This window comes from Thioclava sp. PTB-PU3-1 (assembly GCF_055666785.1).
Genome location: NZ_JBVNVL010000002.1, coordinates 413679 through 429087, shown reverse-complemented (window position 1 = coordinate 429087; position 15409 = coordinate 413679). Strand labels below are relative to the sequence as shown.

The following is a 15409-nucleotide window of genomic DNA, read 5'->3' as shown; positions in this document are numbered from 1 at the left end:
TTTTTTCTTCCCAAATCACGGGGCGGGCCAGCAGGTCCGCCCCGTGCTGATTCCTGCCGACGATCAACAGAGCGCCGGAACACACAGGTCTGTGAAACGTTTGGACCCCCGATACGCGGCCAGATGCCGCATGAAAGGGAGACGACATGAAGACGTTGAAGACGACCACTGCGCTCGTTGCCGGCCTTGCCGCGCTGAGCCCGGCGATCCTGCCGTTCAGTGCGCTTGCCCAGGATAGCAATACCGCCGCCGCTGAATGCATCGCGAAGGCGGTCGCCGATGGCACCCCGATGGATAAGGCGAAAGCCGATTGCGAGGCCGACGCGGCAAATGCCGATGGCTCCGCCGAAGCTGCGGCAGGCACCGATCCGGCGAATGCCGACGCGCCGATGAGCGACAGCGAAGCCGATCAGGCCGCAAAAGCCGCGATCGAAGGCGCTGCCCCGCCCGCCGATCAGGACCCGGCTGCGAGCGGTGACACCCCCGACGCCAGCGCGAAAGCCGCAGTCGAAGGCGGCGCGGATGTGACCACTCAATCCGAGACCACGGGCACCGATACCAACGCCGACGCGGCGGCCGCTGCGACGACGGATGCCAATACCGATGCAGCCGCTTCGACCGACGCACAGCCCGATGCTGCGGCACCGGCCGAGACGGATGGCTCGGCCACCGCGAACACCGATGGCTCGACCTCGGCGGATACGACCGCAGAGACCACCGCAGAAACCGATGGCTCCGCTACGGCTGAAACCGATGGCTCGACCACCGCAACGGCTGATGGCTCGACCGATGCCACCACCGCTGCCGACGGCCAGACGGACGCCGAGGCGACGAACACGCTCAGCCCCGACACCACCTCGCAGGACGCCCCTGCCCCGGTGACCGACACCACCGAAAACGCGATGGAGAACTCGGAGGCCCAGGCGGACAGCACCGCGACGGCAGAGCCCGAGGCGAAACCTGCAGGCGAGACCTCGACGGACACCACTTCCAACACGCAGGTCGTGCAGGAAGGCAACGGCGGGTCCGGCGCGGAAGTCGAGCCGAAGGTGATCCAGCCGGACGAGGCCGCCAATGCCGACGCGACGGCAGACGGCTCGGCCAGCGCGGACACGACCGCCAATGCCGAAACCGATCAGCAGGCGGACACGCAAGACACCGCGGCCACCAAGGCGACGAAGCTCTTGGAGAACGCGCTGACCGATACGAAAGCCGCGATCGAAGGGGAAGCCGTGCAGAACGAGGCGCTCAACGCGCCGACCGACAGCGCCGATACCGCCAATGCCACCGAAGAGACGGTGACCGAGGACACCGCGCGCAGCGCATCCGAAGACTTCGCGACCTCGGTCGACGCCAAGCCCGACGCTCAGGCGCAGGCCACCGCGCAGACCGACTCGTCGAAGAAGAAAAAGAAAGACCGCCTGAGCACGCTGGAAACCGCAGCCCTCTCGGGTCTCGGTGCGCTCGCCGTGGGTGCGATCCTGAACAACGGTTCGAAAGTGGCCGTGAATTCGGGCGACCGCGTCGTGGTGCAACAGCCCGACGGCTCCTACCAGCTGGTTAAGGACGACAACGCGCTGCTGCGTCAGCCCGGCTCGAAAATCCGCACGCAGGACTATGCCGACGGCTCGTCGCGCACGATCGTGACCAAGCCCGATGGCAGCCAGATCGTCACCGTCTATGACGCTCAGCGCCAGATCCTGAAGCGGACGCTGGTCCAGCCCGACGGCACGCAGTACCTGCTGGTCGACGACGCGCGCGGCGCCGATCCGGTCGACGTCTCGGCGCTTCCCAAGCCCAAGCCCGTCGCGACGGTTTCGTCCAGCAACGAGCAGGCTCTGCGCGATGCGCTGACCCGTCAGAGCGGCATCGACCGTACCTTCACGCTCTCGCAGGTGCGCAACATCACCCCGGTTCGCGATCTCGCCCCGGCGATCTCGGTCGAGAACATCAACTTCGAGACCGGTTCCTCCGCGATCCAGCCCGATCAGGCGCAGGCCCTCTCGGCTCTGGGTCAGGCGATCCAGCAGCGCATCGACGAGAACCCGCGCGAGCTGTTCCTCGTGGAAGGCCATACCGACGCGGTCGGCAGCGCCGCCTACAACCTCGCGCTGTCGGACCGTCGCGCGGAATCGGTTGCGCTGGCTCTGAGCGAGTATTTCGACGTGCCGGCCGAGAACCTCGTGGTGCAGGGCTATGGCGAGCAGGACCTGAAGGTGCAGACCGAAGGCGCCTCGGAAGCCAACCGCCGCGCCGTCGTGCGCCGGATCACCGATCTTCTGCGTACCGCCTCGAACTGAGGCTGAGCCAGAGACAAAAGCAAAGGGCGCCCTGCGGGGCGCCCTTTTCGCATCTCTCCCGAAAGAGGGGGAGGAGTGGTGGCGAGGGGGGGACTTGAACCCCCGACCCCACGATTATGAGTCGTGTGCTCTAACCAGCTGAGCTACCTAGCCACTGGGGGGCTAACTAGGCAAAGCGGATCGTCCAGTCAAGGACGTTTTGCGGGAAATTTGCCCCCATTTCGCTGCGGCATATTGGGAATTGGCGAAGCCGCGCGCAAAGGCTAGGCATGAGGGGAAAAGGAGAGACCATGCACGCCGCCCCTGCCCTGCCCCTGACACGCGATATCGTTCTGATCGGGGGCGGTCATACCCATGCGTTGGTGCTGCGGATGTGGGGGATGAACCCATTGCCGGGTGTGCGGCTGACCGTGATCAACCCAACCCCCTCCGCGGCCTATTCGGGAATGCTGCCGGGCCATGTCGCGGGGCATTACACGCGCGACGAGCTGCAGCTCGATCTGGTGAAGCTCGCGCGGCATGCGGGCGCGCGGCTGGTTCTGGGGCGCGCCACGGGGCTCGGCCGGGCGCGGCGGCTGATCGACGTGCCGGGGCGCGCGCCGATCGCCTATGACGTGGCCTCGATCGATATCGGGATCACCGCCGAGATGCCGCAACTTCCGGGCTTTCTCGACCACGTCGTGCCCGCGAAGCCGCTCGACGCTTTCGCCGATGCCTGGGACGCTTTCGCCGCCAATCCGCCCGAGTCGCCGAAGATCGCCGTGGTCGGCGGCGGCGTGGCAGGGGTGGAGCTCGCGATGGCCTGCGCCCACCGTCTGCCGCAAGCGCAGGTCACGGTCTATGAGGCAGCCCCCGAGGCGCTGCGCGCGCTTGGCACCGGCGCTCGGAACGCGATGCTGGCGCACTGCGCGCGGCTTGGCGTGACCATCGAGACCGACGCGGCGCTGATCGGCGCGGGAAAAGGGCAGCTCCTGCTGGAAGGCGGCCGCACGGCGGAGGCCAATTTCATCATCGGCACGGGGGCTACGAAACCCGCTGACTGGCTGCCCGAGACCGGGCTCGATCTGACCGACGGCTTCGTCACGGTCGGCCCGACGCTGCAAAGCTCCGACCCCGCGATCTTTGCCGCAGGCGACATCGCACATCTCAGCCACGCGCCGCGCGCCAAGGCGGGCGTCTATGCGGTGCGCGAAGCGAAGCCCCTTTTCGCCAACCTGCGTGCGGCGGCGTCAGGCGGGGTGATGAAGACCTATCAGCCGCAGCGCGATTATCTGAAGCTGATCTCCACGGGCGGCAAGCAGGCGGTGGCCGACAAATGGGGCCTGCCGCTGAACGGTGCATGGCTGTGGCGCTGGAAGGACCATATCGACCGCAAGTTCATGGCGAAGGTCCACGATCTGCCCGCGATGCCGACGCCGCCCCTGCCCCGCGAGCACGCGCAGGGGATCGCGGAGGTGCTGGGCAGCAAGCCGATGTGCGGCGGCTGCGGCGCGAAGCTGGGCGGTCAGGCGCTGCGCGAGGCGCTGTCCGATCTGCCTGCTCCCGCGCGCGCCGATGTGCTGAGCGGTCCGGGCGACGACGCCGCCGTACTGTCTTGCGGCGCGCAGACGCAAGTCTTCACCACAGATCACGTCCGCGCCTTCACCGAAGACCCGTGGCTGCTGGGCCGGATCGTGGCGCTGCATGCGATGAGCGACGCCTGGGCGATGGGCGCGGCCCCGCAGGCGGCCTTGGCGCAGGTCACCCTGCCCCGCCAATCCGAGGAATTGGGCGCACGGGCTCTGCGCGAAATGCTTAGCGCGGCGTCCGAGGCTTTCCGCGACGCGGGCTGCGATCTCGTCGGCGGCCATACCTCGATGGGCGCGGAGCTGACACTGGGCTTCACCGTGACCGGGCTGGCCGAGCGGCCTTTGGGTCAAGACGGCGCGAAACCCGGCGAGGTGCTGATCCTGACGAAGCCGCTTGGAACGGGCGTGATCCTCGCCGCCGAGATGGCGAAACACGCGCCGGGCGAGGTGGTCGCAGGCGCGCTGGAGAGCATGGGTCGCAGCTCTGCCGAGGCCTCCGCGATCCTCGCGCCCGTGGCCTCTGCCATGACGGATGTGACGGGTTTTGGCCTCGCGGGGCATTTGCTGGGGCTGTGCGAGGCATCAGGGGTCTCGGCAGAGCTCGACCTTGCCGCGATCCCGTTGCTCGACGGGGCCGAGGCTTTGGCCGAGGCAGGCGAGCACTCGACGCTCTTGCCGCAAAACATAGCCAATTGCGCAGGCCGGATGACCGCGCCGCCGGGGCCACGCACGGAGCTGCTGCACGATCCGCAGACCTCGGGCGGGTTGCTGGCGAGCGTGCCCGCAGCGCAGGCGACGGAAGTTCTGGCAAAGCTGGAAGCGGCAGGCTACCGCGCCGCGCAGATCGGGGTGATTGCGGAGGGTCCGGCGTTCCTGCGGGTGCGGTGAGAAAAGGGTCGCGCCCGAGCCTTGGGTGGGCGCTTTGACCGGTCGGTGGCTTGGCGCTTTATCACGCAAGTCCGGACGACATTCCTACTCGCGATGACATCGCCAATGCGCCCTCCCGGGGGGAGGGTCGGGCGCGGCCCGGGCTGGTCGCCCGCGCCGAGGCCTCACGGCCTCAGCGCTCCGCCATCTCCTGCGCCTCTTTCACCACCTGCGCTGCCAGGCCTTCGATCGCCTCCGGCGCGAGGCTTTCCGCCTCGATCACCCGCTCATGTTCCACATGGCGCGCGCGGTGCTTCTCATAGCGCGGATCGTAATGGTCGCGCATCAGCTCGCCCGCCAGCGCCGCATATTCCCCCGCCGTGGCCTGTGCCTGCCACGCTGCGATCCGCTCGGCGGGTTGGAAGGGCCGCAGCTGATCGAGCACCGCCAGCAGCCGATCGGCATCCGCCGTGATATCCGCATAGGCCCGCGCCAGATACTGCGCCCGCTCCGACAGCGGCGCACGCACTCGCAGGCGCGGCGCGTCCTTGATCGCGGCCCAGATCCCGGCAGGCAGTTGCAGATCGCCGATCTTCGAGCTTTCCGCCTCCAGCAGCACCGGCCGCGCCGGATCGAGCGCCGCGATCTCCATGATCAGCCGCGACTCGAAATCCTTCTGGCTCGACTGGCCACCCTCCATCGCCCCGAAGAGCGAGCCGCGATGATTGGCGAGCCCCTCCAGATCGATGACCTGCGCACCCTGCGCCCGCGCGGCTTTCAGGATGTCAGTCTTCGCGGTGCCGGTGTTGCCGTCGAGAACGACAACGGGACAGGGCATCTCGGCAAGCCCGGCCTCCACCACCAGCGACCGGAAGGCCTTGTAGCCGCCCTCGACCAGCTCCACGCGCCAGCCGACCTGCTTCAGGATCGTCGCGAACGACCCCGAACGCTGCCCGCCGCGCCAGCAATAGACCAGCGGCCGCCAGCCACCCTCCTTGTCGGACAGAGGGCCCTGCAAATGTTTGGCTGCATTCTGCGCCACCAGCGCCGCGCCGATCTTGCGGGCGTCAAAGGGCGCGACCTGCTTGTAGATCGTGCCGACGCGGGCGCGCTCCTCATCGTCGAGCACGGGCAGATTGATGGCGCCGGGGATATGATCCTCGGCGAATTCCGAAGGTGAGCGCACATCGATGATCGTGTCGAAATCGAGCGCGGCGACCTCGGCAATCGAGGTAAGTTTCATCAGTAGACAGTGACCTGCGTGCCGACGGGAACGCTGTTGAACAGATCGATGACGTGATCGTTCACCATCCGGATGCAGCCGTTCGAGACCGCGTGCCCGATCGAACCCGGTTCGGTCGTGCCGTGGATGCGGATCGCCGTGTCACGCCCGTTCTGATACAGATACATCGCCCGCGCGCCGAGCGGGTTCTGCGGCCCGCCCTTCATGCCGTCCTCGTATTTCTTGTAGGCCGGATTGCGTTCGATCATCTCGCGGGTGGGCGTCCAGCTCGGCCATTTGACCTTGCGCGCCACCGTCGCGGTGCCGCGGAACTTCAGCTCATCCTTGCCCACGGCCACGCCGTAACGCATCGCCACGCCCGGCGCGGTGATGTGATAAAGGAAGAACTTATCCGAGACGATGATGATCGAGCCCACCGGCAGATCGGGCTTCACCGCCACTTTCGTCGGATAATATTGCGACCCGATCGGCCAGCGCTTGGCTGGCCCGGTCTCGACGCTTTGCGCGGGTTCGGTTGCGGCAAAGGCGGGCAGGCTTGCGAAGGGCAAGGCGGCCAGCGAGAGAAGAAAAGCGCGGCGATCCATTATCAAACTCCTGCAAAATCCTGCGGCGTCTCCCGGCAAAGCGTTCGACAAACCAAGGGTGAGGCTAGCAAAGCCGCCCCACCCTCTCAAGAATTTGGTCTCGGGTCAGAAAAAGGCCAGCGCCAATCGTTGCCGCTTTGTCGATTACTTACCGAAAGCGCAGCCCGATTTGATGCCGAACTTGCCGAAGATCATCGCAGCCGGGCAGAAGCCGGTGAACGCCGATTGCAGCAGGTTCGCGCCGATGAAGGCGGTGAACCACAGCCAGTACATCGAGACATAAACGGCCAGCAGCAGCGAGATCAGGATCATCACGCCAGCAAAGGCAAAAATCGCACGGTCGAGGTTCATTCGAGGGCACTCCACGAAAAAGGTTACGTTGTCAGAAGATATAACAGTTCCTCACGACAAATTCAATTGCTTGCATATGTCGCGCGACGCTTGACCGCAGCCCCGTGCAGGATCAGATAACGCCCTATGAGCGAAGCCACTTTTATCATCGACGCCATGCATTGCGGGGCCTGCACCGGACGGGTCGAACGCGCACTCATGGCACAACCCGGCGTGCAAAGCGCTTCGGCCAACCTGATGGCGCGCAGTGCCCATGTCGAGTTCGACGGGCCTGCCGATCTCGAAAGCCTCAAAACGGCCCTCGATCAGGCGGGCTATCCGGGCCGTCTGAAAGAAGAGATGGCCAACGGCCCCAGCGCAGCCGAGCGCCAGATGCAGGAGGCGCGCCAGCTCAAGCGTCAGTTCCTGACCGCGCTCGCGCTGACCGCACCGGTCTTCGTGCTCGCGATGGGCGCGCATATGATCCCCGGCATGCATCACCTGATCGCCAATACGATCGGGATCGAAGCAAGCTGGTGGGTGCAGATGATCCTCACCGCGCTGGTGCTGGCGTTCCCCGGCCGCGTCTTTCTGCGCATCGGCGTCCCGGCCCTGCTGCGCGGCTCGCCCGAGATGAATTCGCTCGTCGCGATGGGCTCGCTCGCCGCGTTCGTCTATTCCGCCCTCGTCACACTTGCGCCCGGCCTTCTGCCCGAGAGCGCGCGCGGCGTCTATTTCGAGGCGGCGGCGACCATCGTCACGCTGATCCTGCTGGGTCGCTGGCTTGAGGCGCGCGCCAAGGGCCGCGCAGGCGAGGCGATCTCGCGGCTGATCGGTCTGCAGCCCAAAACTGCGCGCGTGCAGACCGAAAATGGTGTCGAGGAACGTCCGATCGAGGAACTCGTGCCCGGCGACATCCTTCTGCTCGCCCCCGGCGAGCGCGTAGCCCTCGATGGGGTGATCGCCGAGGGCGCCGGCCATATCGACGAGAGCATGCTGACCGGCGAGCCGGTCCCCGTCGCAAAAACCGAAGGCGATCCGATCACCGGCGGCACCGTGAATGGCGAATCCGCACTCAGCTACCGCGTCACCGCGACCGGCGGCGACACCGTCCTGTCGCGGATCATCGCGATGGTCGAAGCCGCGCAGGGCGCAAAACTGCCGGTGCAGGCGCTGGTCGACAAGGTCACCCGCGTCTTCGTGCCCGTAGTCATGGCGCTGTCGCTCCTGACCTTCGCGATCTGGATGATCGCGGGCATGGGCTTTTCGCATGCCTTCGTCGCGGCGATCTCGGTGATGATCATCGCCTGCCCCTGCGCGATGGGTCTGGCGACGCCCGTCTCGATCCTCGTGGGCACCGGGCGCGGCGCCGAACTGGGCCTGCTGTTCCGCCGTGGCGACGCGCTGCAACGGCTCTCGGAAGTCGCAGTCGTGGGCTTCGACAAGACCGGCACGCTGACCGAAGGCCACCCTGCCCTCACCGATCTCGAACCGCTCGCCGATCTGCCCGAGACGGAAATCCTCGCGCTGGCCGCTGGCGCCGAGGCGCGCTCGGAACACCCGCTGGCCCGTGCGATCCTCGCCGAGGCCGAGACGCGCGGCATTCCCCACGCGCCTGTCAAACGCGTCAAGGCGTTGTCCGGCAAGGGGCTGCGCGCGCAAGCCGAAGGCGCCAAGCTCTGGATCGGCAATGCCGGTGCGATGGAAGAAGCTGGGGCCGATATCACCCCCTTCGCCGAACGCGCGAAGGGGCTAGCCGCGAAAGGCCGAACCCCGGTCTGGATGTCGCTCGACGATCGCCCCGTCGCGCTGATGGCGCTGTCGGATCCGATCAAGGCAGAGGCGCGCGAAGCGGTCGACGCCCTGCACAAGGCGGGCAAACAGGTGGCGATGGTCACCGGCGACACGCGCGCCACTGCGCAAGCGGTCGGCCACGATCTCGGCATCGACCGGATCGAGGCCGAAGTATTGCCCGACGGCAAACGCGACGCGGTCGAAAGCCTGCGCCAGATCGGCCCGGTCGCCTTCGTGGGCGACGGCATCAATGACGCGCCTGCGCTCGCGGCTGCCGATGTGGGGCTCGCGATCGGCACCGGCACCGATGTCGCCATCGAGGCCGCCGAGGTCGTACTGATGCGCGGCGACCCGAACGGCGTCGCGATGGCGCTGGAACTGTCGCGCGCGGTGATGCGCAACATCCGGCAGAACCTGTTCTGGGCCTTTGCCTATAACGTCGCGCTGATCCCGGTCGCGATGGGCATCCTCGTGCCCTTCGGCGGACCCGGCCTATCCCCGATGCTGGCGGCGGGCGCGATGGCGTTCTCCTCGGTCTTCGTGGTCACCAACGCACTGCGCCTGCGCCGCGCCTTGCGCTGAGCCGGGCGGGCATCGGCGAGAGCGCGCCGAGGCTGGAACTCCGCCCTTCCCAAGCGGCAAGGAGCACGTTTAGCTGCGACGACCCACCACCCGGAGCGTCCGCATGCTGACTCGTCGCCTCTTTCTGCTCTCGCTCGGCGCCCTCGCGGCCTGTGGCGGCTCGCCGCGTCCGATGGCGAAACCGGTCTACGCACTGCCGCTCCATCGCAACGAGACACCGGAAATCCGCGCCCTGATCAACCGCTATTCCGACCATTACGGGGTGCCGCGCAGCCTCACCCACCGCGTGGTCCAGCGCGAGAGCCGCTACCGCGCCGATGCTCGCAACGGTCCCTATTACGGGCTGATGCAGATCCTGCCGCAAACCGCCCGCGGCATGGGGTTTCGCGGCAAGCCGCATGACCTGCTCGACCCCGACACCAACCTGAAATACGCGGTAAAATACCTGCGCGGCGCGTGGTTGGTCTCGGACGGCTCGGAAGATCGCGCGGTGAAATGGTATTCGCGCGGCTATTATTACGAGGCGAAACGGCGCGGCTTGCTCCGGGAAACCGGGCTGCGCTGACCCGCGCCCTGCGCATCCTCGAACGAAGGACGCTCCGCGGGGGATATTTGAACCAAGGCGAAGCAAAGCGCCTTACCTTCCTCTTGGCCGAAATATCCCCGCCGGAGGCAACCAACCTTTGCAGGCAACGCCGCCCTCACTCAGGCGCGCGCAACACCCCGGCAGGCCGGGCCGCAAGCGGGCGCAGTGCGAAGACCAGACCAGCCAGCAGCGTCGCAATCACGCCGCCCGCGACGATCAGGAGCGCGGGGATCGGGGCGAAATGGAACTCCGCCCCCATCACCAGATCGACCACGGCCCAGCCCGCGAGCCCACCGAAGAGGATCGCAACCAGACCCGCAGCCGCGCCCATCAGTGCCGAGCGCAGCGCGAAGCTCGCAAGGATCGCTCCGCGCGTGGCGCCGAGTGTCTTGAGCATCGCCGCCTCCCAGGCACGTTCACGCTCGCCTGCCGCTGCCGCACCAATCAGCACGACGAAACCGGTGAGCAGCGTCACACCCGCCGCCAGCGAGGTCGCCCGTGCGATGGCCGAGAGCGCATCGGTCACGCGCTGCAGGGCGTCGCGCACGCGGATCGCAGTGATATTGGGGAAACGCTCCGCGAGATCGCGCATCACCTGCGCCTCGGCGCTTGGCGGCGCGTAGATCGTGGCGAGCCATGTATGGGGCGCGCCGCGCAGTGCCGCCGGATCGAGGGTCAGGACGAAACCGATCCCGCCGGTCGAGAAATCCACGTCGCGGAACGAAATCACCTTCGCGGTGATGTCCCGCCCGAGGATGTTCACCGTGATCGTATCGCCGAGCTTCAGGCCGATCTCCTGCGCCTCCTTGGCCGAGAAGCTGGCCAGCGGCGGGCCGCTATAATCCTTCGGCCACCACTCGCCCGCAGTGATCTTTTCGCGCGGGGTCTCGGCATAGGTCACGCCGCGATCGCCGCGCAGCACCCAATGCTCGCCATGCGTCTTGCGCGCATCCTCGCCGTTGATCTTAGTGATCACGCCGCGCAGCATCGGCACGCTTTCGACCTTGGTGACTTCGGGCATATCCGCCAGCAGATCGGTGAAGGGCTGGATCTGGTCGGGCTGGATATCGATCACGAAATAGGCGGGTGCGACCTTCGGCAAATCGCGGTCGATGGCCCCGCGCAAACCGCTATCGACCTGCCCCACGGCCGCCAGAACCGAGAGGCCGAGGCCCAGCGACAGGATGACCGAGCGCGCTTCGGAACGCGGCCCGCCAATCGCGGCAAGGGCTGCGCGCAGCACGGGGCGGCCACGGGCGCTATGCTGGGCGCGGCGCGCCAGCCAGCGGATCAGACTCGCCGCGAGCGTCAGGATCAAAAGCGCCACGGCGATGCCGCCGAGGCTCGCCAGCGTCAGTGTCCAGAGGCCCGAGAACCACGCCGAGACGGAGACAATGACCGTCAGAAGCGCGACGGTCAGCACAAGCGTGGGCCAGCCCGGCAGGCGGCGGCCTGCGCCGGTGTCGCGGTAAAGCGTCGCCGCGCGCATCTTCGACATGCGCGAGAGCGGCCAGAGGGCAAACAGCATCGCGACCAAGGCACCGTAAAGCGCGGCCTCGCCCAGCGGGCCGGGATCGAGCCCGATCTCGACCGGCAGCGGCAGCGCGCGTTCGATCAGGCCGGATGCGCCGAGGACGAGACCGGCGCCAAGGACGAGCCCCGCGAGAATGCCCGCGAGGCCGAGAGCTGCGAGCTGCAGCAGAAACGCCGCGCGGATCGTACTGCCGGTGGCACCAAGCGCGCGCAGGGTGGCAATGGTGGGGGCCTTGCGTTCGATCCATGCGGCGACGGTGGCGGAGATGCCGACCCCGCCCACGGCCAGCCCTGCCAGCCCGACCAGCACGAGAAAAGAGCCCAGCCGTTGCACGAAACGCTCCGCCCCCGGCGCGGCGCGGCGGCGGTCGGACCAGCGCATGCCAGCCCCGTCGAACCGGGTCTCGGCCTGCTGTTTCAGGGTGGCGAGGTCAGTATCGGGTGGCAGTGTCGCGCGGTATTCCGTCTCGAAAAGCGACCCAGGCGAGAGGAGCGGCGTCTTCTCGATGGCCGACAGCGAGACGATGGAATGCGGACCGAGACCCATCCCCGTGCCCGTCGAATCCGGCTCCCGCACGATCCGCGCCATCATCACGAAATCCTGCCCGCCTAGCTGCACCTTGTCACCGGGGCTCAGGCCCAGACGGTCGGCGAGGATCGGATCGAGGAAAATCCCCGGCACGCCGCCCTGCCCCGTCAAAGCGTCCGGCGCAACGGGCGGATCAAGCTGCAGCTTGCCGGTCAGCGGATAGGCCCCGTCCACTGCCTTCACCTGCGTCAGCGCGCGGTCGGCGGGATCGGTGCCGGTCGACAGCATCGAGCGAAAATCGATCACCTCGGAGACCGCCGTGGCGCGGTCGGCGATCCATTGCAGTTCCTCGGGCTTGGCGCGGCGATAGGTGAATTCGTATTGCGCGTCGCCGCCCAAGAGCACTGCGCCCTGATCCGACAGCGCGCGCTCGATGGCCGAGCGCACCAGACCGACCGAGGCGATCGCCGCCACGCCCAGCATCAGGCAGAGCAGCATCACCCAGAAGCCGCGAATGCCGCCGCGCAGCTCGCGCCGGGCGATGGAGAGCGCGAGGCTCATGCGGGCGCGCCCGTTGCGATGTGATCGCCCACGACTTCGCCGTCGCGCAGCTCCACGATGCGGTCGCAGCGCGCGGCCAGTTCCGGTGCGTGGGTCACGAGAACCAGCGTCGCGCCGTGCTTTTCCTGAAGGCCGAAGAGCAGCTCGATGATCGTCTCGCCCGTGGCGCTGTCGAGATTGCCGGTGGGTTCATCCGCCAAGAGGATCGCAGGCCGGGGCGCGACCGCGCGGGCGAGTGCCACGCGCTGCTGCTCGCCACCCGACATCTGGCTTGGATAATGGTCGAGCCTGTGCGCCAGCCCGACGGCGTCCAGCTCTGCCGCGGCGCGCTCGAACGGGCGCTCCACGCCTGCGATTTCCAGCGGCATCGCGACGTTTTCCAGCGCCGTCATCGTCGGGATGAGGTGGAAGCTTTGGAAAACCACCCCCATATTACCCCGACGAAACCGCGCCAGTGCATCCTCGGACAGCTTCGAGAGATCATGGCCCAAAGCGGTGACAGACCCGGAGGTGGCGCGTTCGAGCCCGCCCATCAGCATGAGGAGCGACGATTTGCCCGATCCAGACGGCCCCGTAAGCCCGACGCTTTCCCCTTTCGCGATGCTCAGGTCGATCCCGTTGAGGATCTCGACCGGCCCGGTATTGCCATCGAGCGCAAGCCGCGCGTCTTTCAACTCAAGGATCGTGTCACTCATGCGCCGTCTTTCTTTTGCTTCAAAGGGATATGGGCCGCGGATGGGGATACGCAAGCGGATCGCTGCGGGTTTTATCGCCGCAGGGCTGGCTCTGGGGGCCGGGCCCGCGATGGCGGAGGTGTCGATCCTCGCATTGGGGGACTCGCTGACCCAAGGCTATGGGCTCGATAATCCGGCGGACGGGCTGGTGCCGCAGCTGCAGGGCTGGCTGCAGGGTCATGGGCAGGATGTGAAGGTGATCAATGGGGGCGTCTCGGGCGACACCACGGCAGGCGGGCTGTCGCGGATCGACTGGCTTCTGACGCCCCAGCCCGACGCGGTGATCGTGGCCTTGGGCGGCAATGACCTGCTGCGCGGGCTGCCGCCCGAACAGGCGCGGGCGAACCTCGACGGGATTCTGGCGAAACTGCAGGCGAAGGGCATTCCGGCATTGCTGGCGGGGCTGCCCGCGCCGGGGAATTTCGGGCCGAAATACCAGCAGGATTTCGACGCGATCTATCCCGATCTGGCGGAGAAATACGATGCCGTTCTGGTGCCCAACCTGCTCGCTCCGATCACGGAGACCCCGATCGAGGAGCGCGCCAAGACCGACCTGATGCAGCCCGACAATATCCACCCCTCGCCCGAAGGGGTGAAGAAGGTGGTCTCTGCTCTGGGGCCGAAGGTTCTGGAGCTTCTGGCGAAGGTGAAACAGGGGAGCTGAGCGCTCAGCTCTCCTCTTCGGGATAGGCCGCCTTGCAGGCCGCGATCTGCGCCTCGGCGGCCTTCGACAGCTCCGCCTGCCGCTTCAGCAGCGCTTCCAGTTTGCGCTTCTCGATGACCGGATCGATCGGGATCGGGCGCTGGCGCGTCACGGTGTAATCCTCGAGGCACATGCGCGGCTTCTGGATCACCTTGTCGCCCTTGGTGATCGTGTCGTAGCCGCAGATTTCCCAGCGGCTCGACGTCGTCTCGTAGCTCTGCCACGCGTAGCCCCGCGCGATGTTGCCCTGCACCTCGCTCACCAGAGTGGTGACGCGCCGCAATTCGGTCGTGGATTGGCGGATGCAGCGTTCCTGCGGCGTGCCGCAGGCGGCGAGCAGGACGAGCGGGATCAGCATGAGGGCGTGGCGCATGGACTATCTCCTTGATGAGTCGAGCCTACGCCCGGGCGCGCCCGCGATCAATCGCGCCCTTCCCGCATCCCTCGGCGCCTGATAAGGATCACGCCAAAGATTTGGGAGGCCCTACGCATGACTGACACGGTTGAGGATTTCGACGCCCGCAAGGCCCGCGCGAGCCAGTGGTTTTCCGACCTGCGCGACCGGATCGTGGCGGCGTTCGAGGGGCTGGAAGACAGCCATGCGCAAGGCCCGCTTGCCGATCAGGCGCCGGGCCGTTTCGAGGTGACGCCCACCGAGCGCAAGGGGCCGAACGGCGAGGACCATGGCGGCGGCAAGATGAGCGTGATGCGCGGCGGACGCGTCTTCGAGAAGGTCGGCGTGAACATCTCCACCGTCTGGGGCGAACTGGCGCCCCGCGCGCAAAAGGCGATGGCCGCACGCGGCGTACCCGGGATGGAGGACGACCCGCGCTTCTGGGCCTCCGGGATCAGCCTCGTCGCACATATGCAGAACCCGCATTGCCCTGCCGTACACATGAACACCCGCATGTTCTGGACGCCCGGGGCGTGGTGGTTCGGCGGCGGTGCGGACCTCAATCCGTGTCTTGAGTATGACGAGGACACCGCGCATTTCCACGCCGAGATGCAGGCCGCCTGCGACGCCCATGACAAGACCTATTACGACCACTTCAAAGCCTGGGCGGACGAGTATTTCTTCATCCCCCATCGCGGCCGGGCGCGCGGCGTCGGCGGGATTTTCTACGACGATCTGAACACCGGCGAGTGGGAGGATGATTTCGCCTTCACACAATCGGTGGGCGCAGCCTTCCTGCCCGCCTTCCAGCCACTGATCGAGAAGCGCCGGGTGCAGGATTGGTCCGAGGAGGATCGCGAGACCCAGCTGCGCCATCGCGGGCTCTATGCGGAATACAACCTCGTCTATGACCGGGGCACCAAGTTCGGGCTCGAGACCGGGCATAACGCGGATGCGGTTCTGATGAGCCTGCCGCCCGTCGCGAAGTGGTATTGAGGGGATAAGGCGCGCATAGGGCCAAGGTTGGAGGGGCGCTGCCCCTCTGCGCTTGCGCGCATTCACCCCGGGATATTTTTGCCAAGAGGAAGGGAGGGGTGCGCG

At 67.0% G+C, this 15409-nt stretch carries 12 protein-coding genes and 1 tRNA gene; 6 read left to right on the top strand and 7 right to left on the bottom strand.

What is annotated here, in order from left to right; all coding sequences use genetic code 11:
* Positions 1 to 146: 146 nt before the first annotated feature.
* Complete coding sequence (locus tag ACZ7GB_RS07545; RefSeq protein WP_472158136.1) at positions 147 to 2300, top strand: OmpA family protein; 2154 nt, start codon at positions 147 to 149, stop codon at positions 2298 to 2300.
* Between the two features lie 76 nt (positions 2301 to 2376).
* Here ACZ7GB_RS07545 and ACZ7GB_RS07540 read toward each other — a convergent pair.
* Positions 2377 to 2453, bottom strand: a tRNA-Met gene (locus ACZ7GB_RS07540).
* Positions 2454 to 2590: 137 nt separating this feature from the next.
* On the opposite strand from ACZ7GB_RS07540, the gene selD reads away from it, so the two are divergent.
* Positions 2591 to 4756 carry a selenide, water dikinase SelD gene (gene selD / locus ACZ7GB_RS07535; RefSeq protein WP_472158135.1) on the top strand — a complete coding sequence of 722 codons (2166 nt, stop codon included), beginning with the start codon at positions 2591 to 2593 and terminating at the stop codon, positions 4754 to 4756.
* A gap of 172 nt (positions 4757 to 4928) precedes the next feature.
* On the opposite strand, the gene mnmH is transcribed toward selD, so the two are convergent.
* The 3 genes from mnmH to ACZ7GB_RS07520 form a co-directional block, all read right to left on the bottom strand.
* Positions 4929 to 5978, bottom strand: a complete 1050-nt coding sequence (mnmH, locus tag ACZ7GB_RS07530; protein ID WP_347432040.1) for a tRNA 2-selenouridine(34) synthase MnmH — start codon at positions 5976 to 5978, stop codon at positions 4929 to 4931.
* Positions 5978 to 6562: a L,D-transpeptidase gene (locus ACZ7GB_RS07525; protein ID WP_078520384.1), complete on the bottom strand. Its 585-nt coding sequence runs from the start codon at positions 6560 to 6562 to the stop codon at positions 5978 to 5980. The genes mnmH and ACZ7GB_RS07525 overlap by 1 nt, the downstream gene beginning before the upstream one ends.
* Before the next feature lie 144 nt (positions 6563 to 6706).
* Positions 6707 to 6913: a YgaP family membrane protein gene (locus tag ACZ7GB_RS07520; RefSeq protein WP_078520385.1), complete on the bottom strand. Its 207-nt coding sequence runs from the start codon at positions 6911 to 6913 to the stop codon at positions 6707 to 6709.
* A gap of 126 nt (positions 6914 to 7039) precedes the next feature.
* On the opposite strand from ACZ7GB_RS07520, the gene ACZ7GB_RS07515 reads away from it, so the two are divergent.
* Both ACZ7GB_RS07515 and ACZ7GB_RS07510 read left to right on the top strand, forming a co-directional pair.
* Positions 7040 to 9268, top strand: coding sequence for a heavy metal translocating P-type ATPase (locus tag ACZ7GB_RS07515; protein ID WP_472158134.1), 2229 nt, complete (start codon positions 7040 to 7042; stop codon positions 9266 to 9268).
* A gap of 103 nt (positions 9269 to 9371) precedes the next feature.
* The gene (locus ACZ7GB_RS07510; protein WP_078520387.1) at positions 9372 to 9833 is read left to right on the top strand and encodes a lytic transglycosylase domain-containing protein; all 462 of its coding nucleotides are present in this window, start codon (positions 9372 to 9374) and stop codon (positions 9831 to 9833) included.
* A 136-nt stretch (positions 9834 to 9969) separates the two neighbouring features.
* On the opposite strand, the gene ACZ7GB_RS07505 is transcribed toward ACZ7GB_RS07510, so the two are convergent.
* Together ACZ7GB_RS07505 and ACZ7GB_RS07500 are read right to left on the bottom strand one after the other, a co-directional pair.
* Entirely contained in the window at positions 9970 to 12477 is a 2508-nt protein-coding gene (locus tag ACZ7GB_RS07505) for an ABC transporter permease (RefSeq protein ID WP_472158133.1), read from the bottom strand.
* Positions 12474 to 13172: an ABC transporter ATP-binding protein gene (locus ACZ7GB_RS07500; protein WP_472158132.1), complete on the bottom strand. Its 699-nt coding sequence runs from the start codon at positions 13170 to 13172 to the stop codon at positions 12474 to 12476. The genes ACZ7GB_RS07505 and ACZ7GB_RS07500 overlap by 4 nt, the downstream gene beginning before the upstream one ends.
* A gap of 40 nt (positions 13173 to 13212) precedes the next feature.
* Here ACZ7GB_RS07500 and ACZ7GB_RS07495 point away from each other — a divergent pair, with 40 nt between their 5' ends.
* Complete coding sequence (locus tag ACZ7GB_RS07495; RefSeq protein WP_472158131.1) at positions 13213 to 13875, top strand: arylesterase; 663 nt, start codon at positions 13213 to 13215, stop codon at positions 13873 to 13875.
* Positions 13876 to 13879: 4 nt separating this feature from the next.
* Here the strand turns inward: ACZ7GB_RS07495 and ACZ7GB_RS07490 are convergent, their stop codons facing one another.
* Positions 13880 to 14287 (bottom strand): hypothetical protein, encoded by a 408-nt coding sequence (locus ACZ7GB_RS07490; protein ID WP_472158130.1) that lies wholly within the window; start codon positions 14285 to 14287, stop codon positions 13880 to 13882.
* Positions 14288 to 14404: 117 nt separating this feature from the next.
* Between ACZ7GB_RS07490 and hemF the strand changes: the two genes are divergently transcribed.
* Positions 14405 to 15304 carry an oxygen-dependent coproporphyrinogen oxidase gene (gene hemF, locus ACZ7GB_RS07485; protein WP_472158129.1) on the top strand — a complete coding sequence of 300 codons (900 nt, stop codon included), beginning with the start codon at positions 14405 to 14407 and terminating at the stop codon, positions 15302 to 15304.
* The last annotated feature ends 105 nt before the right edge of the window (positions 15305 to 15409 follow it).